Below are 24,933 nucleotides of genomic sequence, written 5' to 3' on the forward strand. Positions count from 1 at the left end.
GCTCATCCGTGCGTCGGGGAGCAGATGAAGCAATCGCCCCCTCTGCTCGCGAATGATCTGTGGCCGACCACTCAGAGCAGAGCGTTGGTTGCCATGAATGCGTCCAGCTGCGCCTGCTGCGACGGCGACAACGGCCAGGCGGATGGCGGTCGCGTCGGACCGCAATCCAGGCCCTGTGCCAGCAGCGCCGCCTTGACGCCCGTCACATTGGTGCCGTTCAATTCCTCGGCACGGATGTCTTCAAAAACCCGCATTTCGGCGATCAGCCTGTTGGCCGTGGCATAATCACCCTTGTCGAGTGCGGCGTGGATCGCCACCGACCGCTCGGGCCAGACGTTGATCAGCCCCGAGGTAAAGCCACGCGCCCCAACGGCATAGAGTGGCGGAGCCCAGACTTCGGCCAGGCCATTGACCCAAACGATTCCGGGGTCACAAGCCGCAATCGCGGCGGCCAGTTTCAGCGGGTTTGGGGTGGCCCATTTCACGCCTTTGACACCATCAATCGCGCAGAGGTCAGCAATCCCGCCGGTGCCGATGGCATCGTTGCGCAGATAAAGCATCAGCGGCAGCCCAGCCGCATCTGCAACAGCCCTGATGTAGTCCACAGTGCCGCGCGGGCTGACAAACGGATCGGGCGGCTGATGCACCATCAAGGCAGTGGCCCCAGCGTCGGCGCTGGCCCGCGCCAGACGACAGGCATCTTTGATCCCGCGACCGACCCCCGCCAAAAGCGGCGCACGCCCGTCGATCAGCCCGGCCACTTCCGTCACCATGGTACAAGCTTCGTCGGTGGTCAGGGCGTAGAATTCGCCGGTATTGCCGTTGACCACCGGCATGTGGACGCCAGCGTTCAAAGCCCGGTCAATGATCGGGGTCAGCTTTTGCGGTGCCACCTCGCCCGCGTCGTCATAGGGCGTGACAAGGATACCGGAAATGCCCGTCAGGGCGGTGTCGAGGTCGAGGGCCATTGTGCCTCTCCTTATGCTTAGAAAATGTCAGGTTCGCCTGCGGCCGCGCCGAAATCGCGTTGCAGATAGTCAAAATCACATCCGGTGTCGGCCTGACCCACATGTTGCGAATACATCCAGCCCCAGCCGCGCTCAAACCGGCGTTCCGGTTTCACCCATGCGGCACGGCGGCGAGCGATCTCGGCCTCATCCACCAGCATATCAAGGCGGCGCCCCCCAAGATCCAGCCGCACGATATCGCCGGTTTGCAGCAACGCGAGCGGTCCACCAACAAAGCTCTCTGGCGCGACATGCAGGACGCATGCTCCATAGGACGTACCGGACATCCGCGCGTCGGAAATACGCAGCATGTCGCGGTGACCTTGCTTGATCAGCGCCTTGGGGATTGGCAACATACCCCATTCTGGCATCCCCGGTCCGCCCTGCGGCCCGGCATTGCGCAGGACCAGAACGGTGTCGGGCGTGACGTCCAGATCTTCGTCATCTATCGCCGCCTTCATCTCGGGATAGCTGTCAAAGACCAGTGCTGGCCCCTCGTGGTTATAATATTTTGGGTCACAGGCGGCGGGTTTGATCACGGCACCGTCCGGGCAGAGATTGCCGCGCAGAACCGCCAGAGATCCCTCTTTGTAGACCGGGTTGGACAGCGGGCGGATCACGTCATCATTGTAAACTACGGCCCCTTCCAGATTCTCGGCCACCGATTTGCCGGACACCGTCATGCAGGACGTGTCGAGCCTGTCCTCGATCTGTTTCATCAGCGCACGCAGGCCGCCGGCGAAATAGAAATCCTCCATCAGGTAATCCTTGCCCGAGGGGCGGACATTGGCGATCAACGGCGTCACGCGCCCCAACGCATCAAGATCATCCAGCGTCAGATCGACACCCGCGCGCCGCGCCATTGCGATCAGATGCACTACGGCATTGGTCGAACAGCCCGTCGCCATCGCGACAATGGCCGCATTGCGCACTGCTGCGTCGGTGACGATGATATCAGGGGTCAGATCCTCCCACACCATGTCGACGATGCGGCGACCACATTCGGCACCCAGCCGGGCGTGACCCGAATCGACCGCCGGTACAGACGAGGCCCCCGGCAACGTCAGCCCCAGTGCATCGGTGATCGCCGTCATGGTCGAGGCGGTCCCCATTGTCATGCAGGTGCCCGCCGACCGGGCGATTCCGCCCTGCACGCCGACCCACTCAGCGTCCGAGATATTTCCCGCGCGCCGTTCGTCCCAGTATTTCCACGCGTCCGACCCTGATCCCAGCGTCTTACCGGCATAGTTGCCACGTAGCATCGGTCCGGCGGGCAGATAAATCATCGGCACGCCAGCCGTGATCGCCCCCATGACCAGACCCGGCGTGGTCTTGTCGCATCCCCCCATCAGAACCACGCCGTCCAGCGGATGCGAGCGGATGTTTTCTTCGACCTCCATCGCCAGCATGTTGCGGTAGAGCATCGAAGTCGGCTTGGTAAAACTCTCGTCAACAGACAGAGAGGGCAGTTCCACCGGAAGTCCGCCGCCCTGCAGAACGCCGCGCTTCACATCCTTGACCCGTTCGGGAAAGTGGCTGTGGCAGGAATTCAGTTCTGACCAGGTGTTCAGGACACCGATGATCGGCTTGCCCCTGAACTCTTCCTCGGAATAGCCCAACTGCATCATGCGGGACCGATGACCAAAGCTGCGCAGGTCGTCCGGGCCGAACCAGCGTTCACTGCGCAGGGTTTGCGGGGTTTTGCGTGTGCGTGTCATATTGACCCTCGTTTGTCCTTCACCTGATGTATGCGTATACATTTTTCGTTGTCAATGCCATTTGCATATAATCAAGGCACGGCCTTTATGAGCAATAAATGATTGACAGAGCGCCCATTTATGTGATGTGAATAAATGTATGCGCATACATCGCATGGTTTGGCGCAAGTCAAAACAGAGACCGGGGCAGTGGCCCCGAAAGGGAGGATACCATGACTATCAAACGCAGAATGCTCTTGGGCGCCGCAGCCGCCACCGCGCTGTTCGCCACGACAATCACCGCAGTGGCGCAGGAATTGCCGCGCAACGTGCGACTGGTGATCGGATCAACATCGACGGGTGGTGACACCTATCAGAACTCTGCCATCATTGCGGATGCACTGGCCGAAGAGCTTGGCATCAACATCAAGGTCGACGCAGTCGGCGCGTCCGAAGCGTTCAAGGCACTGGGGCGTGACAGTCGCGGCACGACGCTGATGATCTTTCACGATCAGTCCTATCTGGGCAATCTGTATGGTGTGACCGGCTATGCCGATCCGTTTGCAGAATACACTGTCGGCCCGACGGTTGCGATCAACCCCGGCAACGCCTACCTCGTTCCAGCCAATTCGCCCTATGGATCAATGGAAGATATCCTTGCCGCCGCCGAAGCCGGTGAGCGTGTGCGCGTCGCCATCCAGCCCGGAGGTGTGTCCGAAATCGGCTTTTCCGCCATGAAAAACGCCGCCCATCTGCGCAGCCCCGGTTCCGAGGCGAACATCGTCGCTGTGAATACCGGCGGGCAATCCGACAAGAACCAGACCATGTGGGACGGGTTGTCCGACGTCATCAACGGGTCGATTCAGGGCAACGAACAGTTCACCCAACTGCCGGCCGACGATGCCAAAGCAATGCGGTTCGTCTGGATCACCGCCCGCCCCGCCACGCTTGAGCAAGCACCCGAAGCAGGCATGGGCGGCACGACCCGCGACGACATGCTGGCCTTTGCATCACCTGAAACATCAGTTCCGGTGGATGCAGACGCGGATTTCACCTTCGATAAGGAATTCTTTTTCCTCTACAACAAGGAAATGGACCCGGCCATCGCGGCACAGATTGATACCGCGCTGGCGGCCATCTTTGCCCGCGGTGACATCCAGACCCGTCAAAAGGAATCCTTTTTCATTCCGAACTTCCTGCCGATGGCCGAGGCGCAGCAGCACCTTGGCGCAAAACGCGACACCTATAAGCAGGTGATTTCGGACATCTCGGGCGACTCCTGATCCCGACCCGGCCTCTGCATGGCATTCGCGCAGGGGCCGGATTCTCTGACCAAAGGTGGATACGATGGGTTCACTCACCCAGGTGACGATTGATTTTGACAAATCGCACCTCGTCTTTCCGACAATCATTGCCTGCGTTCTTGGCCTTCTTGGGGTCACGATCCTGCTAACGCGGTACCGCCGCATTGCGCACTCCGGCGGCAACTTGTCTGCAGTCATGTCCGGAATGGACAAGCCGCGCTTTTTGGGAACGCTGGTACTGACGCTGATCTATTTCTCGGCGATGGTGCCGGTCGGGGATTTCTGGCCCAACACCGGACGCGGGTTTCTGATCTGTTCGATCCCCTACGTGCTGCTGACGGGCCTGCTGTTCATGCACGACCGCACCCTGCGCAATGCCGTGCCGCTGATCGTGGTATCCCTGATTGCACCGACGCTGATCTGGTACCTGTTCACCGAGCTTTTCTTTCTGACCCTCCCCTGAGAACCTGAGAAAAGGGCCCCCCGTGGATTTTCTGTCCGACATCACTCCGCTTTTCATCCTCCTTACCATTGGGGGCACTTTCGTCGGGATCATTTTTGGTGCCATCCCCGGCATGACGGCAACGATGGCTGTAGCCGTCTGCCTGCCACTGACCTATTCGCTGGGGCTGGAAAATGGTCTGGCGCTGCTTCTGGGGCTGTATGTCGGGGGCATCTCGGGTGGGCTGGTGCCCGCGATTTTGCTGGGCATCCCGGGCACACCCAGTTCGATCACCACGACATTTGATGGCTACCCGATGGCCCTGCGCGGCGAAGGCGAAAAGGCGTTGCGCATCGGCATCGTCTCGTCGCTGGTTGGTGGCATCGTCAGTCTGGTCGCGCTCTATTTCTTTGCCCCCGCGCTGGCGGATTTCGCAATCGCGTTTTCGTATGTTGAAAAGTTCCTGATCATCCTCTTTGCGCTGACAGTCATGGCCGCTCTGTCGTCAGATATGCTCATGGGGATATTCTCGGGGTTCCTGGGGATCTTTGTCAGCCTGATCGGCACCTATTCCATCGAAAAGGGTGGCAATGGCAAGCTGAGGATGGTGCCCGACGGCACCGAATACTGGCTCGACAGCGGGTTTTCCCTATTGCCGGTTTTGATCGGTCTGTTCGGGTTGGCCGCTATCCTGTCCGAGGCTGAGATCGGAGTGCCAAAGGGCCAGTCCCGCGACGATGTGAACATCAGCGGTGCCCGGAACTTCAGCTTTTCGGTATTCAAGGGCCAATGGCTGAACCTGCTTCGGTCGTCCGGGATCGGAACATTTGTCGGCATTCTGCCCGGTGTCGGCGGATCGGCGGCATCGATCCTAGCCTATTCCAACGCCAAGACGTTTTCGTCCCACCCCGAAACATTCGGCAAGGGCGAACCGGCGGGCATCATGGCATCCGAATCCGGCAACAACGGCCTGACGGGCGGCGCGCTGGTGCCGTTGCTATCGCTGGGCATTCCGGGCGATTCCACCACCGCCCTGCTGATCGGCGCCTTTACCCTTCAGGGGATTCAGGTCGGCCCGCTGTTCATCGGTAACAACCCCGACACATGGAATGCGATGATCCTGGCAATGTTGCTGGCGAATGTCGCGATGTTCGTGATGATGTACTACGCAATCCGGTATTTCGCTTTGGTGGTCACGATCCCCAAACATATCCTCTTTCCGATTATCCTGATGATGTGCGTCATCGGCGCCTATACGATCAACTACGGCATCATGTTCGACGTCTGGACCCTGCTGATCTTTGGCCTGTTCGGCTGGGGCGCAACCAAGATCGGGCTTGAGATCGCGCCGTTTATCATCGGGTTCATTCTGGGACCGGCGGCGGAAATCTACTTTGTCAAAAGCCTGGAATCCTTTGGCGATCTGACGATCTTTTTCACCAAAAGCTGGATTGCCGTGATTTTGTGGCTGCTCATTGCGGGGTCGCTGATTGGGTCGGCGTTGATGGCACGCAAGCGTGGCGTGGACGACGCCGCCGATCGGTCCTTGTAAGTCACCCTGCGAGGTTCGAATATGCCCCGGATGGCAAAGGAACGTTCCCACGAAAGCAGCAAGAGCCGCGTCACAATGGCGGCAGTCGGGCGCATGGCCGGCGTGTCTCAGGTCACTGTCTCGCGCGCACTTTCGCACCCCGGCAAGGTGTCGCCAGATACACTGCGGCGCATCCGCGACGCGATTGAGGCGACCGGCTTTGTTCCCAATGCGCTGGCCGGGGCCCTCGCGTCAAAACGGTCGAACCTGATAACCGCGCTGATCCCGTCGCTGACCAACATCGTCTATTCGTCCTTTGTCGCGACCTTCTCGGAACATATGCGCAGCCATGGGTACCAGGTGCTTTTGTCGGAAACCGGTTTTGACGCCCAGGCAGAAGAGGCGCTGATCGCCACGCATCTGTCGCGGCGCCCCGACGCCATGCTGCTGACCGGCATCCATCACAGCGCACAGGCGCGGCGGTTGCTGCTGGGCGCGGATATTCCCGTGGTCGAAGTGTGGGACGTGACCGACAGCCCGATTGATATGTGCGTCGGCTTTAACCATGCCGAGGCAGGGCGCGCCGTGGCCGAATATCTGCATGGGCTGGGACATCGCTGCGCCGGAACCATCACCGCCAGCGATGCCCGCGCGGTCAGACGTCAGGTGGCCTTTGCCGACCGGTTCTTTCAGCTTTCCGGTTGCCGGGTCGAGGATTCCAACACCGGTGGACCCGCCAGCATCGGCGCCGGCCGAAAGGCGCTGACCGACCTGATCGAGACGCGGGGATTTTCTTCTGGTGCGATATTTTGCAGTTCGGATCTATTGGCGCATGGCGTCATGATCGAAGCCCGCGCCCGCGGCCTGTCGGTTCCCGGAGATGTGTCGGTGGTGGGGTTTGGGGATCAGGACTTTGCCCGCGATCTGGACCCGCCCCTGAGCACTGTGAGGATCGACCGCCTGCGACTGGGCGATGTCGCTGCCGACGCGTTGCTGTGCCGGATTGCAGGCGGCACACCAGAGAAATCTGTTGTCGATCTGGGGTTTGAAATCATCCGCCGCGCCACGATCTGACCGCTTGATCATCTCGCCGTCGAAACACGGGCCTACAGCGCGACCAGATGATTGTCCCACGCACGATCGAGCGACTTGGTCGCGGTAAAGCTATCCAGGATGCGCCCAACCCCACCAAAGCCGTCCGTCACGACAAATCCCGCGCCCGATGGTCCAATACCACAGACATCCGGGCGAACATGTGCCTGCACAAACTGGCCTTCGGCATCGAACACATGGACTTTGCCGCCGCGCGGCGCGGTGATCGCCACCTGCGCACCAGAGGCGTCAAACGCGATACTCCCGGCATAGCCCTTGGTGCTTAGCTGCTCGGCCTCGGTCGCGGTGGCCAGCACGGGGTCAGCCCCCCGCCGATGCAGCCCGACCAGCGGCAGCGCCGCCCCCTGCGTCCCCTCCCATTGCATGGCAAAGGCCACCAGACCATCAGCGCGCAGGGCCAGGTGGCGGATCGAATTCTGGTTCAGTTCCGCGTCCAGCGTCAGCGTGTCCAGCAGCGTGCCATCCATCGACAGATAGCCTAGATTGGGTTGCATCGTGTCGATATTCAGCTTGTCGCGCCCGTGATCCGGATGGGTCAGGATACCACCATTGGCGATCACCAAATCGTCCCGGCCCGGCAGGCGGCGCAGTTCGTGCGGGCCAATCCCACCCGAGGCGACCGCACCGATGCGGGCATACCCGGCGCTGCGATCCCACAAGCCGATGCGCCCCTCACCGCTCTCGATGTGGTTTTCGGTGGTATACAGAACCGAACCATCGCGCGAGAAGCAGCCATGCCCGTAGAAATGATGCCCCGCAGGAGTGTCGAGTCGGCGCAGAACTTCGCCCGTGACACAGTCAAGCACCAGCGCGAAAGTCCCCGGTCGGCGGGCAAAGGCCACGGCTTCGGGCCGTTCCGGATGGGCCGTGGCAGCGTGCCCGCGGCCCGGCAGCGGAATGCGAAACCGTTCCTCACCTGCGTCGGTCATCCCGAACAGCGCAAATCCGCCGTCCGGTTCACGCGCCGCCGCCAGCCAGTCGGGGCTGCCCGCGTCCGCCCATGTCAAAGTCGGAATCGCCGACGCGGCGAGCAGGGATGTCAAAAAGCGGCGGCGCGTGGTCATGACTAGTCCCCGTCCGCCGAGTTGAACCCGGCGCTGACGCCCAGCGCGACGCCGATTTCCCCCTGCACTGCGTTGCTGACCGACCGAACCGCCTGTTGCAGCGCCTCCAGCTCGAACCGCCCCTGCATCGTGTTGGCAGCGGCAAAATCGGGGTCATCCAGCCGGTCAGTCAGCATGATCGCGCGTTCGAACGCGGCGTCAGTGACAGGGATCGGCGCATCGCTCAGTGCAGTCGCGAGGGTGTGCATCGCCGCCAGTGACAGCGCCACATTGCGCTGCGAGCGACCCGCGCGGCGCGCCTCGGCACGCTCCGGGCGCGGGCGGTCAAAGGTGCCAAGCGGGCGACCCAAACGCTGATCAGCGTTGAATTCCAGCCCGGTCATCAGCGCAGTATACAACCGCTGCCTGGCCTCGCGCAGCGACAGGAATGTCTGATTTCCGGTCTCTCCGGCTGTGCGCAGCTCCTTGCCATAGCCGCCCCGCCATTCGCTTTCCAGACTCGCTGCCAGCACCGCCAGATCCGACGATAGCGCCGCAATCAGCTGGCAGGTATAGCTTTCGCTCGCGCCTTCGGATGGCATGAATTGTGGGTCATACAACAAAAATTCCAATGCAAAGAGCCCCCGCGCCGCGACCGAGATCTGCGCGGTGCCTTCAGCGGTGCCGATGATCGGATCTTTGTCCGCGATCAGCCCCGCCAGCGACCGGGGCGTTGCCCCCCGCCCATCGGGCCAAAAGGCGATGATGACGGCCCGGCCCTGCGATTCAACCGGGCCAAAGTTCAGATGGCTGACACCCAACCAGGCATCAAAGCTGTCGTTCCAGGCCACGCGCAGCGACGGCAAATCGCACCCGGAAGCAGTGTCAGTCAGCAGCTTCGTCTCGTGGGCGAAACTGGCGTAGCCGGGCAGAATGTGCTGGTCAATCACCCGGTCCACATCGGACAGGGCCGGCCCCGCAAGAAACGCAAACGCAGCTATACAAAGGGAAATTCTCATAGCGACTCCAGATAGCGGATAAGGGCGGCCCGATCGACGGGCGGCATTTCGACCACACGATCGCGGGCGGTCAGCGCCTCGCCTTCGTGCCACAGGACTGCTTCGAGGGTGGTACGCGCGCGTCCATCGTGCAGGAAACTGGCTGTTCCACTGACCTGTTCGGTCAGACCGATCCCCCAGAGCGGGGCCGTGCGCCATTCGCGTCCCGTCGCCAGGCCCTCGGGGCGGTGATCGGCCAGACCTTCGCCCATGTCGTGCAGCAGCATGTCGGTGAACGGCCAGATCAGTTGAAAGCTTTGCTCGGGCTGATCGTTCAGGCGGTGGGTGACATATTTCGGCGTGTGGCAGGCGGCACACCCAGAGGCAAAAAACACTTCTTTGCCGCGCAGCGTCTGTGGATCGCCTTCGCCACGTCGCGCGGGCGGGGCAAGGTTGCGGGAATAGAACGTCACAAGATCCAGCCCTTCAGCGGTGACCTCGGGGGCATCCGACGTGCCGCCATGCGGTGCTGCGCGGCAATCCGTCTGCGCGTCGGTGCAATCCCCCCAAGCGGCAGGAAACAGCGGCGTGGAAATGCCGATATCACCGGCAAAAGCTGCTGCGGACTGTTCGCGGATCGTCGGCGCACCTGCCTTGTAACCAAACCGACCCAGCATTGGGCGACCATGCTCGGTCGACCAGACAATCTGTGCCCGTCCCGAAATCCCGTCGCCGTCGTGGTCATCTGGATCGGCCTGCGCCAGAATATCGGCGGCTGGCACCGCTTCGAGCAGGCCAAGCCCGATCATCTGCGGCGCAACGCGCGGCGACAGCATCGCGTCATCAGCCAGCGGCCCATAGCCCAGATCGGCAGCGCGGTAGGTTGGCATGCGCAGCGTCGCCGTCTCACCCCCCGACAGCGCCATGGGACGTTCGCGATAGCTCACGTCAAGCCGGTATTCCGCCGCTTGTCCCGCCGTACCAAAATCCTGCAATTGCCCGCCATAGACCGGATCGGGTGCGGTCGGATGCGGCACCTCTCCGATGCTGGCAAGATAGTCGCGCAGCGCAACCGGCAAAGCCGCGCCATCCGCCGGAACCGAAACACGCAGAAACAGTGAAACGGCGTTATCCTCGGGACCGGTTGGCGCATGGCCGCGCCCATCCTTGAGGTGGCAATTCTGACAGCCCCGCGCGTTATAAAGTGGCCCCAACCCGTCCGACGCCAGCGTTGACGACGGTGACGACACCCACAGCTTGCGAAACAACCCGTTGCCGACCTTGAAATCCAACTCTTGCGCAAAGCCGATATTCGCAGAGGGCAATGAGAAGGCGTCGGCGCTGTCCAGCACACCCACAGTTGCGGCACCGCCGGGGCGGGCTTCGAACGGCTCTGGCGCTGAGAAATCAGTGGTGGGGCGGGTGACTGCGGCAATCCGCCCGGCTTCGGTCTGGGTGCGTGGCACGACATCCAGAAACGGATGCAGCAGCGAGTCGTCCCCTGCCAGAACCGCCCCAGCAAGAGAGAAACAAAAGATCATTGGCAGCGCAGGGCGCATTGGCTGGCGTCTTCCGTCGTAGTGCAAAAATGACGGGACGGCCAAAGGAAAAGGCCGCCCCGGTCGTGTCTTACTGGAACACGGCGTTCGGATTGTCGAGGCTGTCCGACCCTTCGATTCCGATTTGATCCACGCCCAACGCAGCAACCGCCCGCTCAATCCCGCGGGTCTGGGCCACAAGCGCGTCAACCGCATTCATGATCAGCGCCTCACCTTCGGCATTGCCGCGCGCCAGCATCATGTCATAGCTGAACCCACCTTCGGCCGCATCGCGCAGCTCGGTCAGGCGGGCCATGGTTGCGGCCAGGTTTTCGGTCAACCCGGTGTCGACGTTGGCATCTGCGTCGGCCACAAGTTCTGACAGTGACGGCCCCGATACGGTGTCGCCACCAACGGTGACATAGCGGCCCAGATAGACGTTCTGCATCCCCAGACCATCATAATAGTGGCTGTTGTGGGTGTTGTCGGAAAAGCAGTCATGCTCTTCTTCGGGATCGTTGAGCATGACGCCCAGCTTCATCCGCTCACCTGCCTGTTCGCCATAGGACAGCGACCCCATGCCGGTCAGCATCGCGACGATACCGGCATTTTCGTCAGCCAGAACGGCGCTGCGCGCCTCGCCACCATTGCTCCATTCCGCGACGATGTATTCCAGATCACTGATCAACAGGTCGGTCGCAGCCTGCAGATAGTCAGCGCGGCGGTCGCAATTGCCGTTGGTGCAGTCGTCACCTGCGGCGTAATCGGTCCAGGGCCGGTCGCCGGCGCCTGCATCGGTGCCGTTCAGATCCTGACCCCACAGCAGAAATTCGATGGCGTGATATCCCCGCGCCACATTGGATTCGACGGCATCCGCTTCGTTCAAAACATCGGCGATCAGATCAGGTGTGATTTCGGTGGCGTCCACCTCTTGACCCGACAGGGTAAAGGTCGGATTGGCCACGACGTTCAGCGCGGCATAGGCGTTTTCGTCGGTCGCGCCGCCATAGGTCGCGTCGACATAGTCAATCAGCCCCTCGTCCAGCGGCCAGGCGTTTACCTTGCCCTCCCACTCGTCGACGATAGGGTTGCCGAACCGATACACTTCGCTTTGCTGATAGGGTGCGCGGGCGGCCAGCCATGCAGCGCGTGCGGCCTCAAGCGTCTCGGCTGACGGGGTTGCGACCAAGGCATCCACGGCGGATTTAAGAGTCTGCGCCGTGCTGAGGCTATCGCCATATGTCGCCTCGGCGATACGGACATAGGTGTCGAGAACCTCTGCCTTGGTCGCCGCCAGAACCGGGGCAGCAGAGCAGATTGTAGTGGCAAGCGCGGTGATCAGCACGCGGGACATGGGAATTCCTTTCGGTCAGACAGCCCTGCGCGATGCGGGCAGGATACATGTGTCCAGAGGCCCGGTGGACGGGCCATCCGGCGCTGATCACATATCTGATAGAAATGGTCTGTTATGTAAACCCGATATTTTTACTCGGGATACCATGCCAGTCTGGCGCGAGCGCCGAAGTCGCACAGCGTCAGCCCCATTGTTTCGCGAAATATTGCTGCCGGGCGACGCCCGCCCCGACTGTCAGCTAAGCGCCTGAAATTCAACTCGACGGTTTTCGTCGGCGCGCGGATTTCCGGCGTTATAGGGGAATCGTTCGCCCATACCGACGGTTTCCAGCCGCGCCGGGTCGATACCGCAGTCATCCGTCAGGTGGCGGGCGACCTCTTTGGCACGCAGGACCGACAGGCGTTCGTTGTAATCTTCGGACCCCGAAGTATCGGTATGGCCGACAATGCGGATCAGGTGGATATCACTTTGTTGTAGCACCTGGCACATGGTGTTGAGCTTGGGCTTTTCCTCATCCGCGAGGGCCGCAGAATCAAAGCCAAAGGTGATGTGCAGATTGACCTGAAGGTCAGCGTCAAGCTGGCCAAATATCAGCGGCTTGTCCGGATCGGCAGCGGCCTGAATCGGTTGATTTGGGTCGATTGCAGCCCGCTGCGCGTCTGCAGTCACCGAAACGGATTCAGTCGCGGCTTCGGCATTTACATCCTCGACCGTCACCAGCTTAAGCCCGCGCGTGGCACCCAGCCCGTTATTCTCGGCTTCGCTGAATACCTGTTTCTGCCGATCAAAAAGCCGGAGCAATTCGTCAACCGACAACGCATCCTGGGCAAGGGCAGGGGTTCCGACGCAGAGGCCGGACAAAGCTAGGGCAAATGGCAGGGCGTGGCGCATGGCGATCACCTTGGATAAAAAAGGGTTTGTTGCGAACAGGGGCTAGGGTATCATCAAACCAGTTTGAAAACAGCCCTTTTCAGAGTCATTGCATGTCCAACCCGTTCACAATCCCTCGCGTCCTCTCTGGTTCAGGTTAGGGCGCGGCGTGTCCGCCCCCACGACCCGAGTGCCGCCAATCTGGCCCGTGGCCGCCCCGTCTTTTTTCGGCGCAGGGCTGACCCATGCCGGTCTGGTACGCGAACGCAACGAGGATTCGATCCTGACCGATCCGTCTGGCGCGCTTTGGGCGGTGGCGGACGGGATGGGCGGCTATGGGCACGGCGATGTAGCCTCTGACATCGTGATCGACCGGCTTTCTCAGGTGGCGGACCATGCGTTGGCCGGTCAAGCACTGCGCGCAAGACTGACCGAAGCCAACCGCGAGATTCTGGCCCGTGTGCGCGAACCCGGCATGGATCAAATGGGGTCAACCGTGGTCGCCGCACTGATCCAGAATTCGGTGGCAACCATAGCCTGGGCCGGGGATTGCCGCGCCTATCTGATGCGGCATGGCACCCTGCGGCTGCTGACCCGCGATCACACCGTGGTTCAGGAAATGGTGGAACAGGGCCTGCTGCGCGACGACGACCGCGATCACCACCCCGAAAGCCATGTGGTGACCCGCGCCATCGGCTGCGAACCCGATGTCGAGATTGATACAACCACGGTGCCGTTGGTGCCGGGGGACCGGATGATGCTATGCAGCGACGGTCTGACCGCCTGCCTGACAGAGCAGGATATTGCCGGGCATATGCGGCAGGCGACAACGCCACAGGTGCTGTGCAATGCGCTGGTTGTTGCCGCTCTCGAAGCCGGGGCTCCGGACAATGTGTCGGTCGTCAGCGTTTTTGCGACCGGAGGATAGGCGATGCGCGACGGGGCGGTGATCGGGCCCATCATCGTGGCCATCGGTCTGGTCGTCGCCGCCATTTCGCTGGCTGTGGTCGGCGCGCTGCTGGAAACAGCGGACGGCAGCACCGAACTGCGGCTTGAACGGGCCGAGGCCGAGACCGCCCAACTGCGCAGTCAGATCGACACTCTGCGCTCTGAATTGCGCGACGCCCAGTCCGAGCTGAAACAGCTTGCAGAGGACGTGGCGCTTGCTGCGTCGTCCGCACCTTATGTGCCGTCCGCCGGGGAGATACCCGTGATCGCACCGGTCATCCTGGGCCAGGACGAGGGCGAAGAGCTGGGCGGCACCGAGGCAATGACAGAAGTGATGAAGCTGGCCAAGGCGCGGTTCAACAAGGGGATCACCCAGCCCCGCAACTCTGTGATGCTTGAGGTGCTTGGCGCGCCGCGCGACGGCAAAACGGTTGAGTGCAGCGGCGTGACGCAGCCCCGGCTCAAGGCACTGCTTGAAACCCGGCAGGTCGGACCGATTCGGGTGACAATGCTGAAACCGGCGCTGGAAAGTCTGGAACGCATCGTGGCAAAACTGAAGGAAAGCGAGCCTGACATTCACGATGCGCTGGGGACGGCCGGCGCGCTGTGCGCACGGCTGATCCGGGGATCACGGTCGTCCTGGTCGAACCATTCCTGGGGCACGGCGATTGACGTGAAACTGCAGGGGCGACTCGACGGGTTCGGCGATGGCGGCACCCAGTTCGGCCTGCTGCTGCTGGCCGAACTGTTCAACGACGAGGGCTGGTACTGGGGCGCGACCTACAACCGCGAGGATTCGATGCATTTCGAGGTCGGCGTCGAAACGCTGCGCAAATGGCAGGCCGAGGGCAAGCTGTAGCGCATGGCACCGCGACCGGACCCATCCGCGCTGGACCGCGCCGCCGCCCCGGTTTTGGGCCTGATCGACGATTTCAACCGACAGATAAAAGCCGGAGAGCATGCGATACTCGGCTCGGCCCAAAGCGCGCTGGCCGCATTTGAACGCGATGCTGCGCGCGGTGGCGCGCCGGCGACCACGATCAAGCCGGCGCGCTACGCACTGGCTGTGCTCCTGGACTTGCGGGCGCGGCAGGCGACGGGCGTGTCGCTGGGCACGTGGTCGGTTCTGGCGCAACGCCAGCTGTTCGAGGGGCGCGACGTTTCATTGGCCCGGATTCGGGATTTCCGCGACACTGCGGCGCGACAGGGCGCGGACTATGCCGATCTGGAACGGTTCCTGAGCCGCCTCATCGCGCAAGCCGAGGTCGGTCGCGATGCGCACCGGACCGTGACGTCGGGCAATTGGGGCCTCAGGATTGGCGGATATGTGGTGGTGCTGGCGCTGGTTTTGATCGGCTACACGGGCTGGCTGGAGTACCGGTTCCACCAACGCCTGTCCGCAGTTTTTGCCCAAGAAGCGCTGAGCATCGGACTCGACCGGCCTCAATCCGGCACCGGGTTGGTACAGCGGCTGGACGACATGCAGGCGGCGGTGGAACACGTGGCTCAGGCCGCCAGCCGCGCGCCGCTGCGCCGGGTGATCCGATTGCCATTTGGCGATGGCGAAACCCAGGCCCGCGCGACCTATGCCGCCGCCGTTCGGCGCCACGTTCCCCCGGTGATTGCCGCCGGGATCGAAGAGGTGCTGGCCAGCGAAGGCGACGGGCTGATCCTTTATGACGCGCTTCGGGCCTGGTCGGTCCTGACCGGCGAGGAGGATTGGAGCCCGGCCTACCTGACCGGCTGGCTTGAGGACAATGGCAAACGGGTGGGTTTGGCCGGGCTCGGCGCGCATTTGGGGCCACTGGATGGCCCCGCCACCGACATCACACCCAACGATAGCACCGTGATGGATCAGGCCCGCGCCTTCGCCGCCGAAGTGCCTGAACCGGCCCGCGCCTGGCTCGAACTGTTGCGGGCTGAGCGCATGCGCGCCCTCCCCGCCTGGCATCCGGTGGCCCAGGTGCCCGGCATCGGCGACGTTCTGCTGCGCCGGTCTGGCCTGCCCATCGACACGCCACTGCCGGGGCTGTTCACCGCCCATGGCTGGGACGAGGCGCGGGATTTTGCCGTTGGGGGCGCGGTGCAGCAAGCCCGCGCGCTGGCCCAGCGGATCACCGGACAGGTGTTGCCAACGCAGAACCGCTCTCCTGACCTTCTGATGGACCGGCTGCATCTGGAAACCATCGCGTTCTGGAAGGATTGGCTGGCCGATTTGCGGGTGCGCCCATTTGCCCAGCGCGAAACCGCGATTGTCGTCTCCGGCGCGCTGGCGCAGGCCGAAAACCCGCTGACCCGATTGCTGCGGCAAGTCTGGGCGCAGGCTGGTGGCGCCGACCGGGCGCGCAGCCACCCGCAACAACTGGTGCTTGCCCGCGAATTTGGCGCGATGATCCAATATGTCGAACAGGGCCGGATGCGCGAAATCGCACGGCTGTTTTCCACCCTAAACGTCGCACTGGGCGCCATCGACATCAGCCAGAGCCGGGGCAGCCAGCGGCTGATGTCGGTGCAGGATCGGGCGCGGTCGATCACCGCACTGAAAAACGCGCCGCGCATCGTGGTGCAGATTGCCGAGGATGTGCTGGCGCAATCGGCCCAACCCGAATCCCAGGGCAACGCCTCGAACCCGCTGACCCGCGGCTGGCAGCAAGAGGTGTTTCCACTGTGCCGCGATGTCACTTCGGCGCATTATCCCTTTGCCAACGGGCCGGATGTGGCGGTCGGCGACCTGACCGCACTGCTAGGTCCGCAGGGCGTCCTGACCACCTATACCCGCCAAAGCGCCGCGCCATTTCTGGACACTGAAACCAGCCCGTGGCGCTGGAAGCCCGAGGCGCGGTTTGCCGGGCTTGTGCCCGAAAGCGCCGCATTTCTGGAACGCGCCGCACAGGTATCGCAAGGGCTGTTCGGCCCGGACGGCACATTGCGCCACGATCTAACGCTCGCGGCGCTGGCGGAACGCGGTCAGACCATGTTTGCCATTGGCGGCGTGGCCGAACCGGTGCGTGCAACCGGGGCACCCGCCGCGCTGAGCTGGCCCGGGCCACAACCACAGGCCGGGGTCGAAGTCAGCTTTCGCGACTCGGCTGACAGTGCGCGCCTCCTGCACTCCGGTCCCTGGGGGCTGTTACGTCTGATGGACGGGCTGCGGCTGCGGCTGCGCGACGATGGCGCCCGCGTCCTGCTGGATCTGCGCACTGAATCGGGGCGGGTGTTCCTTGAGATGGGATTTGCCGAGCCGCTCAATCCGGTGTCGGTGCGCCCTGCCCTGCAAGGGTTCGCCTGTCCGCCTGCCCTGTGACGGATTTTCCTGCACAGGTGGTGATTCCTCGTATACTCTGACCAGATTGACACATCCGATTTTCCAGCAAAGCCCTGATGGAAGGTGCCCACGCAATGGCCATTGATTTTTCCTTAGACCGTATTGCCTATCTTGTAACGCCGCTGCCGCTGTTTGACGGGAACGACGCGCTGTTGTTCGCCCATCTCGCCGGACGCGACGAGGTCAGCCAGTGTTACCGCTATAGCGTTCTGGCGCGCAGTTTTGACCCAAACATCGCTGCCAACGACCTGCTGGGCAAGACGGTAACAGTCGCGGTCGCGGCAGACCCCGACTCGCCGTTCCTGCTGCGGTTTTTCAGTGGTATTGTCGATCAGTTCCGGTTCGAGGGCAACGACGACGAGGACCGCTTCATGTACCGCCTTATCCTGCGGCCGCAGCTGTGGATGTTGTCCAAGACCACCGACAACCGTATCTTTCAGGATATGTCGGCCACCGACATCATCACCAGCCTGCTCACGGAACATAACGTCCTGGACTACGAACTGAATTTGCGCGGCTCGCCCGAGGTCCGCGAATATTGCGTGCAATACGGCGAAAGCGATCTCGATTTTATCCAGAGACTGATGGAGGAAGAGGGGATCTTTTACCACTTCATCTTTAACGATGGGGAGCACAAACTGATCCTGTCCGACGATCCCACCGAACTGTTCCCCGCCCAAGGGATCGAGCAGTTGCGGTTTGAACCCAACTATGTGCCGGGACGGGACGGCGCCGGTGTGGTGACCAAGCTAAGCCGCACCGACAGGATCGTGTCCGGATCTCACACCCTGACCGACTATAATTTCGAAACACCGTCAGCCGATCTGATCGCACGGGTCGAGAACCTAAAAGGCCACGACAATGACGGTATGGAGCGCTACCATTATCCCGGTCGCTACCGCGCGCAGGGCATAGGGGAAAATCTGGCGGGGATTCGCAACCAGCAGGATCAGGCCCACGCGCATCAGATCTGGGCAGATTCAACCGCCCCGACGCCCTGTTCCGGCAACCTGTTCCAGCTGCTCGACTATCCGCGCGACGAAGAGAACATCCGGTATATGATCCTCGCCGTCGACTACGATATTTGGGACGGACAATATTCTTCGCGCGCCACCCGCGACCGGCCCGAAGGCTTTGCTGCGACCTATCGCATGGTGCCGTCGGATGCCGCCTATCGTCCGCTGCAACGCACGCCCAGGCCGGTGATGAAGGGGCCGCAAACCGCCATCGTCGTCGGCCCCGCAGGCGAAGAGATTTATACCGACGAATACGCCCGCGTTAAGGTGCAGTTCTACTGGGACCGCGAGGGCGGGCTGGATGAACATTCGACCTGCTTTATCCGGGTCTCTTCGGTCTGGGCCGGATCAGGCTGGGGATTCATCCAGATCCCCCGCATCGGCCAAGAGGTGATCGTCGACTTCCTCGATGGCGACCCCGACCGCCCGATCATCACCGGTCGGGTCTACAATGCCGAACAGATGCCGCCCTACGCCCTGCCCGGCAATGCAACGCAATCGGGTTGGAAATCCAACTCGTCCAAGGGCGGCGGCGGCTGGAACGAATTGCGGTTCGAGGATTTGAAAGGCTCGGAAGAGGTCTATTTTCAGGCAGAAAAGGACCACAACGAATGGATCAAGAACAACGAGACCCGCAACGTCGACAATGATTTCGCCGAAACTGTGGGCCATGACGCCAAACAGGATGTGGTCAATGATCGCGACGAGACGGTCGGCAACAACAAGACCACCGCTGTCGGCGTGAATCGCGATATCAATATTGGCAACAACGACACCGAAACCGTCGGCAACAACCGCAGCCTGACCGTCGGTGTCAACGAAACCATCATGATCGGTGCCAATTCCGACGAAATCATCGGTGCAAACCACAGCCAGACCGTGGGCGCAAACCAGACCGTGATGGTGGCCATCGCGCGAACCGATACGGTCGGCGCGGTGGAAACCCGCACCGTCGGCGCGGCGCAGATCAACACCGTCGGCGCCATGCGCCAGATGAGCGTCGGCGCCACCCAGAGCCACGATGTGGGCCTGTCGGACAGCTGGGAAATCGGCACCAATCAGTCGGTCGAAATCGGCAAGGATCAGGGCACCAAGATCGGCCAGAACTACAGCCTAGAGATCGCTGAGGAAAGCGTGACCGCCGTGGGCAAGAACATGTCTGTCACCGTAGGCGAAGATTATACCGTCGAGGTCGGCAAGAACATCGTGGTCAAAGCGGTGGACAGCATCACCTTTACCTGTGGCAAGGCGAATTTTCAGATGAAGAAGGACGGCACCATCGTGATCGAGGGCAAAGATGTGTCGATCACGGGATCAGGCAAGATCAACGTCAAGGCCAGTAAAGATATTACCATGAAAGGCAGCAAGATCAACCAGAACTGATCCGGGCAAGGAGTGGCAGATGCTCCTCTGGATAGGTCGGGGTGACCCCGGCCCACCACAGCGACGGGATCGGCGGTATGTCAAGACCGGGCGCGGGGTCCGCCGCCCCTGCCAGCGTGATCATCAGCTCGTCCGGGCCGGTGCCGCGTTCAATTGCCGCCAGCAGATGCGGCCAGACAGCATCAGCCCAGCGATCCGCCTCGGCCCTCCCCGCGCCACCATGGGCGGTGCAGGCCACCAGCGGATAGGTCCGTCCGACCGCATCGAATCCCGGTTCGATCAGCAGAATCCATGTGCCTTGCGCCGTGCGCAGCAGCCCACGCACCCCGCCTTCGGGCCAGCCGACCGGGTCCTGTACCAGCGGCGAAAAATGCAGCGTCAGCCAGCGATCCAGCACCGCGCGCAACCCCGGTGCCAGACCACGGGCGACAAAATCCCCTGCAACGGGCAGTTTGCCAAAGAACCCGGTGGCCACGCCCCTAGAATCCGCGCGGGCAGGTAAAGCCCGAAAACATCGTCAGATCGAACGGGTTTTCCACCGAATTAGCCCGCAGATTAAAGCTGGCGGAAAACCCGCTTGCTGCCAGCGACAGGGTAAAGACTTCGGGCAGCGCAGTCGCGGCCAGCCGCCCCTTGCGGATCAGCCGCAGGATCGCCCAGCTTCCGGTTTCGGATGTGACCAATTCGGCCGTACCGTTCACCGGTGCAAAGCTGAGCGTGATCATGTTGGTCCCATCCGGTCCCGGCCATGTCATCGGGCTGGGTCGCGCGGCGGCGTTGAAATAGGTCAAAACCTGTCCGTCGACATTCAGCGTCACCCGGCTGGCATTGCCCGACAGATCGCGCGGCTCCAGCGAAAAGGCCAGCACCGGTCCGGCTCCGCCGGGAAACAGCGCATCACGCATCGACCGGGCATTTTCAAACGGTTGCAGCAGCTTGGCGTCCAGACCAAAATCGGCGCGCCATTTCCATGGTCGGACAGAGTTGTCGATATAGGGTTGCAGATGGTCATTGATGAAACTGTCCACCAGCCCGCCGCTGCCAAAGAGGCGCGCAAAATCCAGCGTGTTCACGTCGATGGCGCTGGACTGATCGAACGGATATCTGCCAGAAGTGGCCGAAACGCAGAACGGCAGTACGTCGGCCCGCCAACGGGCGTTAAGCTGGGCAATCACCGCCTCGCGCGTGACGCTGATCGTGTCGCCTGCGATGCCCGCAATCCAGCTGTCGATCGGGTCAGGCAGGCTCGCGGCCTCGTTCGCGATGGCACCAGTCAGTTGCGGCAATCCCCCCCGCGCCAACAATGCGGCCTGCGGATCGGGGCTGGCCGCGACGGTCTGTAGCTCATTCGACAACGCGGTCAGCGCCGCTACGGCGTCGTCTAACAACGGCGGCTGCCCATCGACCTCTTGCACCGTGCCGCGGATCGGGGCGAAGTGATCGGACACCGGAGTACCCGGCGGCAGCGGCGGGGGACCACTGTCCGACGACTTGGCGATCTTGGCTCCGGCCTTGACCAGTTTGCCCAGCTTACCCAGTTTCGACACCGCCTTGAGCGCGCCCTTTTCCACCGCAGCATTGCCGCCGCCCGCTTCGTCGACATGGGCAAGGTGCGTCTCGAACACCACCGACTCCAACAACCGTTTCAACGCGGAATCGGCCGAGGCAAGATCTTTGAGGTTCTGACGCGCCTGCACCAGATCCCCGATTGGCGTCAGGCGGATGTCCCGCAGGAACCCATCCCACTGCGCGATGAAATCATCGTAGTAAAGCTTGAGGATATCAGTTTCCAGCGTATCGACCGACGCGTCCGAACTCTCGGAACAACCGCCCGCGAACACAGCGCGATCCAGCGTCGCCTGCGCCGCCACCTCGGGCACCAGCGGCAGCACAGCATTGTGAAATCCATCATAGGTAAACGCCCCCGGCAGGCCGACGCGCAGGGTCTTTTCCGACAGCCGGGTCAAAACACGGGCGCCATTCGGCCCGGTCTTTTCCGCTGGCACCCAATCGGACAGGCCGGTCAGGCTGGGGTCCGAACGCAGGTTGCGATAGGCGCGCACCGCAAGCGGAATGGTGCAGATGCTTTCCAGCGCAGTCGAGACAAGCGCGGGGTCCGACGCGATCTTGTCCTCTTCGCCCGCCATGCGGACCAAAGCCGCCAATTGGTGATCGACGGATTCATCCGTGGGGAATGGGTCGATAGGCGAAAATTCGGGCAAAACCGTCTGCCACCAGACACCCAGAAATGCCGCGTCATAGGGCGCCTGCCCCGTCAGCATCTGATAGGATTTCAACGCCCCCAGCAGAAATTCTGGGTCGCGCGAATGCCGCCACATCGTCGCCTCAAGCAGGGCGACCATGCGCGGTTCCAGAATATTGCGCAGCGTTTGATCATAGGCAATGCGGTGCACCTGCGCCAATTCTGGTTCAGCCGTCGGCCCTAACAAGGTCAGCACGCCGCCCTCGACATACGTTTCAGCATTCACCGTCTCGTTTGCCGCATCCAGCGCGAGGTTCAGGTCCAGCGGATCGGTCGGCGCCTGCCGCGCGGCGACATTGGCCAGTCGTGCCGACAGATTGGCAAGCTGGCGTTCCTGTTCACCCAAGGCCCCGTTGTAACGCATGAACGAAAACAGAAACAGCGTTGCCAGAACCACCACCGCCAGCGACGCCGCCGCCAGGGTGCCACGCCAGATCCAGCGGCGGCGCTCCTCGGCCCGGGGATCGAACCGGCCCAGACCGGCCTCGGGAAAGATCAGATCGGTCAGCAAGTTGCGCAGGAAAAAGCTGCGGGTGTTGCCATGCGCCCGGCGTTCGGGCATCGGTGCGGTCAGGCCCAGCGATGCGGCGATACCCGACACCATCCGGTCGATGGGCGACCCTTCTTGTGTGGCAGAGGTGAAATAAACGCCGCGCATCCACGGGCTGTCCTCGTACCGGCTTTCTCCGAACACCGCCTCGATCAGCACCTTGAGCGGGCTGGTGAGTTGATCAAGCTGGCTGGGAAACCGAAAGATCTCAGCCCGCTGCGCCAGCGGCACATCCTCGGCGATGCGGGCGGTCATCCGCTCTTCCAGCGCCTCTTGCATCACCTTCATTTCGCGCTCAACCGTCAGCCCGTCAACACGGTCGGCGGTGCCCAGCGTCGCGCCCCAGACCTGTTCGCGTTCGCGTGCATTCAGATCGCCAAAGAAGGATTCGAATCCCGGCACCAGATCGGCCTTGGTGATCATCAGATAGACCGGCAATTTCAGCCCGGTCTCTTCGCGCAGTTCGGCCAGACGCTTGCGGATCTCGCGGCCATGTTCGCGGATTGATACATCGTCACCGGCCAGTTCCTCGACCGACAGGGTCAGGATCACTCCATTCAGCGCGCGCCGACCGCGATGTTTGACCAGCAGGTCGATAAAGCCTTTCCATTCGGCGGAATCCACGTCTGGGTCGCTTTGCTGTTGGACATAGCGCCCGGCGGTGTCGATCAGCACCGCGTCTTCCGTAAAGAACCAATCGCAGTTGCGCGTGCCCCCGATCCCTTTGAGGTCATCAGACAAATCAATCGGGAAATGCAGGCCGGACTGGCGCAGCGCCGTCGTCTTGCCCGTACCCGGCGGTCCGATGATCACGTACCACGGCATGTCACGCAGGAATTTGCGCCCACCGAGTTTTGACCGCTTCATCTGCTCCATCACGCCTTGAAACTTGGCCTGCACCTCGGCCAGATTCTCGTCACCGGGGGCGGCGATCATCTCGGGTGCCGGGGCGGCGAGTTCGGCGACAAAGGCGCGGTTGGCCCGCGCGGCGCGCAACTGACGGATCAGCATCGACACCAGCCACAGGATGATAATGACGCCGATCACCACGATCCGCGTCAAATCCCCGGCCAACGGCGCCGCGTCGCCCACGCTGATCAGCGGGCCGTAGAACCAGATCAGGACGCACAGGATGGCGATGCCGATCAGGGTCCACAGGAACCGCGAAAACAGAAAACCAAGGATCTTTTTCAGGAACGACATGCGTCAGACCTTTTTCTGCAAAATGATTTCGACGCGACGATTGCGGGCACGGCCCGGTTTGGTGCCATTATCGGCAATCGGCTCGGTCGCGGCCTTGCCCTCGGACGCGACCAGCCCGGCAGGCACACCCGCCTGCACCAGCATGTCGGCGATGGTCTTGGCACGCGCCTCGCTGAGCCCCTGATTGGACCGGAATGGGTTGGACCGCTGCACCGGAATACTGTCAGTGTGGCCAACCACCCGAACCGATCCGATAAATTCGGCGTTGTCGCGGATCACCTGAGCGACGCTGGCGATCAGCGGGCTATAGCCTGCGTTCAGATCGGCCTTGGCTGACCGGAACACCTCGGGGTTGGTGGCCTGTACAACCACGATGGCAATCGACACGTCCTCGCGCCCGGTCAGGGCGCTGGCGGTGTCCTTTGGCGCAGCTTCGGCGAACAGCGGCAACAATTCGAACACCAGCGGATCGGCGGTCAGCAGCGGCTGCTCGACGGTTTCGATAATCGGGCGAAAGATGTCCGCACGTTCCGGCGGCGGCAGGACGCTGGCCAGGGTAAACAACCTCTCGCCCCGGTTCGAAAGCTGGATGCCCAGCCCGACATAAACCACCATGATCAGGGCAATCGCCATTAGCCCGATGGACCACAGCGGCACAATAAAGCCGCGGCTTTCATCTGCCGCCTCAACCCCTTTCCAGTGCGGGGCAAGCGGCGCGTCGGCGGCGTCGCGGTCGCGCAACAAGCGATTCATCTGCACCCGCATCTGGGCAATCGCCGCCTCGCCCGCGCCGGGGTTGATCCGGTGTTTACCGCGAAACCCCAGCGACAGGCACAGGAACACCAGTTCCAGCAATTGTGGGTCGCGCTCGGGGAACCGGATCAGATCCTCGGCCAGATCAAAGAACCGCTCACCGGCGTCGACATTGCCATACATCGACACCACCAGCGGCATCCGCGGCCAGCCAGAGTGCCCGCCCCATGGCGTGTTCAGCGCGATGTCATCCAGCAGCGCCGCGACAAACCACGCCCCCTGATCGGCGCGCGACAGCGGCACACCCGCCGACACAGCAGAATCGCGGGCCTGCGTCAGCGTCTCCAACAGCCTTGTGCGCAACACATCCGGATTTTCGGGTGCGGTGGCGCGTTCCAGTTCCGGGGCCATGCCCAGCAACGCGGCGTAGGCGTTGAGCAACGGATTGTCGCTGGCCCGGGCGGTGCGCAGCGGCGTGCCGGTGGCCGCAGGCCCGGCGCGGCGCGGCGCGGGTTGTGCCGCACGGCGCACCGGGCGGATGCGGGTGCGTCCGGCGTCGTTCTCAAGGCCAAAGGGGTCGTCAGCGTTCATATTT

At 62.3% G+C, this 24,933-nt stretch carries 18 protein-coding genes; 8 read left to right on the top strand and 10 right to left on the bottom strand.

The annotated features are described in order from the left end of the window. Positions 1-71: 71 nt before the first annotated feature. Together IMCC21224_RS00205 and araD are read right to left on the bottom strand one after the other, a co-directional pair. Positions 72-968, bottom strand: a complete 897-nt coding sequence (locus tag IMCC21224_RS00205) for a dihydrodipicolinate synthase family protein (protein ID WP_047993617.1) — start codon at positions 966-968, stop codon at positions 72-74. A 17-nt stretch (positions 969-985) separates the two neighbouring features. After that, complete coding sequence (gene araD, locus IMCC21224_RS00210) at positions 986-2,725, bottom strand: L-arabinonate dehydratase (protein ID WP_047993618.1); 1,740 nt, start codon at positions 2,723-2,725, stop codon at positions 986-988. 212 nt (positions 2,726-2,937) lie between these two features. Here araD and IMCC21224_RS00215 point away from each other — a divergent pair, with 212 nt between their 5' ends. The 4 genes from IMCC21224_RS00215 to IMCC21224_RS00230 all read left to right on the top strand — a co-directional run bounded on the left by IMCC21224_RS00215 (position 2,938) and on the right by IMCC21224_RS00230 (position 7,055). Further along, on the top strand, positions 2,938-3,987 hold the full coding sequence (locus IMCC21224_RS00215; protein ID WP_047993619.1) for an ABC transporter substrate-binding protein: 1,050 nt from the start codon (positions 2,938-2,940) through the stop codon (positions 3,985-3,987). Positions 3,988-4,051: 64 nt separating this feature from the next. Then, positions 4,052-4,471 carry a tripartite tricarboxylate transporter TctB family protein gene (locus tag IMCC21224_RS00220; RefSeq protein WP_047993620.1) on the top strand — a complete coding sequence of 140 codons (420 nt, stop codon included), beginning with the start codon at positions 4,052-4,054 and terminating at the stop codon, positions 4,469-4,471. Between the two features lie 22 nt (positions 4,472-4,493). Continuing rightward, positions 4,494-6,002, top strand: a complete 1,509-nt coding sequence (locus tag IMCC21224_RS00225; RefSeq protein WP_047993621.1) for a tripartite tricarboxylate transporter permease — start codon at positions 4,494-4,496, stop codon at positions 6,000-6,002. A 21-nt stretch (positions 6,003-6,023) separates the two neighbouring features. Next, positions 6,024-7,055 carry a LacI family DNA-binding transcriptional regulator gene (locus tag IMCC21224_RS00230; protein ID WP_231581983.1) on the top strand — a complete coding sequence of 344 codons (1,032 nt, stop codon included), beginning with the start codon at positions 6,024-6,026 and terminating at the stop codon, positions 7,053-7,055. A 32-nt stretch (positions 7,056-7,087) separates the two neighbouring features. Here IMCC21224_RS00230 and IMCC21224_RS00235 read toward each other — a convergent pair whose 3' ends face one another. From IMCC21224_RS00235 to IMCC21224_RS00255, 5 genes are all read right to left on the bottom strand, one after another. After that, positions 7,088-8,158, bottom strand: a complete 1,071-nt coding sequence (locus tag IMCC21224_RS00235; RefSeq protein ID WP_047993622.1) for a DUF1513 domain-containing protein — start codon at positions 8,156-8,158, stop codon at positions 7,088-7,090. A 2-nt stretch (positions 8,159-8,160) separates the two neighbouring features. Next, positions 8,161-9,156, bottom strand: coding sequence for an imelysin family protein (locus IMCC21224_RS00240; protein WP_047993623.1), 996 nt, complete (start codon positions 9,154-9,156; stop codon positions 8,161-8,163). Continuing rightward, on the bottom strand, positions 9,153-10,676 hold the full coding sequence (locus IMCC21224_RS00245; RefSeq protein ID WP_047996753.1) for a di-heme oxidoredictase family protein: 1,524 nt from the start codon (positions 10,674-10,676) through the stop codon (positions 9,153-9,155). The genes IMCC21224_RS00240 and IMCC21224_RS00245 overlap by 4 nt, the downstream gene beginning before the upstream one ends. An 88-nt stretch (positions 10,677-10,764) precedes the next feature. Next, the gene (locus IMCC21224_RS00250) at positions 10,765-12,027 is read right to left on the bottom strand and encodes an imelysin family protein (RefSeq protein ID WP_047993624.1); all 1,263 of its coding nucleotides are present in this window, start codon (positions 12,025-12,027) and stop codon (positions 10,765-10,767) included. Between the two features lie 234 nt (positions 12,028-12,261). Then, a complete protein-coding gene (locus IMCC21224_RS00255; protein ID WP_053078849.1) occupies positions 12,262-12,918 on the bottom strand; it encodes an OmpA family protein in 657 nt (218 codons plus the stop codon). Between the two features lie 148 nt (positions 12,919-13,066). Here IMCC21224_RS00255 and IMCC21224_RS00260 point away from each other — a divergent pair, with 148 nt between their 5' ends. The 4 genes from IMCC21224_RS00260 (at position 13,067) to IMCC21224_RS00275 (ending at position 19,569) form a co-directional block, all read left to right on the top strand. Continuing rightward, a complete protein-coding gene (locus tag IMCC21224_RS00260) occupies positions 13,067-13,825 on the top strand; it encodes a PP2C family serine/threonine-protein phosphatase (RefSeq protein ID WP_047993625.1) in 759 nt (252 codons plus the stop codon). 3 nt (positions 13,826-13,828) lie between these two features. Then, positions 13,829-14,704, top strand: a complete 876-nt coding sequence (locus IMCC21224_RS00265) for a M15 family metallopeptidase (protein WP_047993626.1) — start codon at positions 13,829-13,831, stop codon at positions 14,702-14,704. 3 nt (positions 14,705-14,707) lie between these two features. After that, positions 14,708-17,149, top strand: a complete 2,442-nt coding sequence (locus tag IMCC21224_RS00270; protein WP_047993627.1) for an ImcF-related family protein — start codon at positions 14,708-14,710, stop codon at positions 17,147-17,149. Positions 17,150-17,244: 95 nt separating this feature from the next. Continuing rightward, positions 17,245-19,569 (top strand): type VI secretion system Vgr family protein, encoded by a 2,325-nt coding sequence (locus IMCC21224_RS00275; RefSeq protein ID WP_047996755.1) that lies wholly within the window; start codon positions 17,245-17,247, stop codon positions 19,567-19,569. Here the strand turns inward: IMCC21224_RS00275 and tagF are convergent. Genes tagF through icmH form a run of 3 tightly spaced genes read right to left on the bottom strand, consistent with a single transcriptional unit; the run spans position 19,556 to position 24,929 of the window. Then, on the bottom strand, positions 19,556-20,044 hold the full coding sequence (tagF, locus tag IMCC21224_RS26310) for a type VI secretion system-associated protein TagF (RefSeq protein WP_053078850.1): 489 nt from the start codon (positions 20,042-20,044) through the stop codon (positions 19,556-19,558). The two genes, IMCC21224_RS00275 and tagF, sit on opposite strands and share 14 nt — an antisense overlap. Positions 20,045-20,048: 4 nt before the next feature. Further along, the gene (tssM, locus tag IMCC21224_RS00285) at positions 20,049-23,585 is read right to left on the bottom strand and encodes a type VI secretion system membrane subunit TssM (RefSeq protein WP_047993628.1); all 3,537 of its coding nucleotides are present in this window, start codon (positions 23,583-23,585) and stop codon (positions 20,049-20,051) included. Positions 23,586-23,588: 3 nt separating this feature from the next. Then, the gene (gene icmH, locus IMCC21224_RS00290) at positions 23,589-24,929 is read right to left on the bottom strand and encodes a type IVB secretion system protein IcmH/DotU (protein WP_047993629.1); all 1,341 of its coding nucleotides are present in this window, start codon (positions 24,927-24,929) and stop codon (positions 23,589-23,591) included. Positions 24,930-24,933 lie beyond the last annotated feature (4 nt).

Origin of the sequence: Puniceibacterium sp. IMCC21224 (assembly GCF_001038505.1) — a bacterium.
Taxonomy (GTDB): domain Bacteria; phylum Pseudomonadota; class Alphaproteobacteria; order Rhodobacterales; family Rhodobacteraceae; genus Puniceibacterium.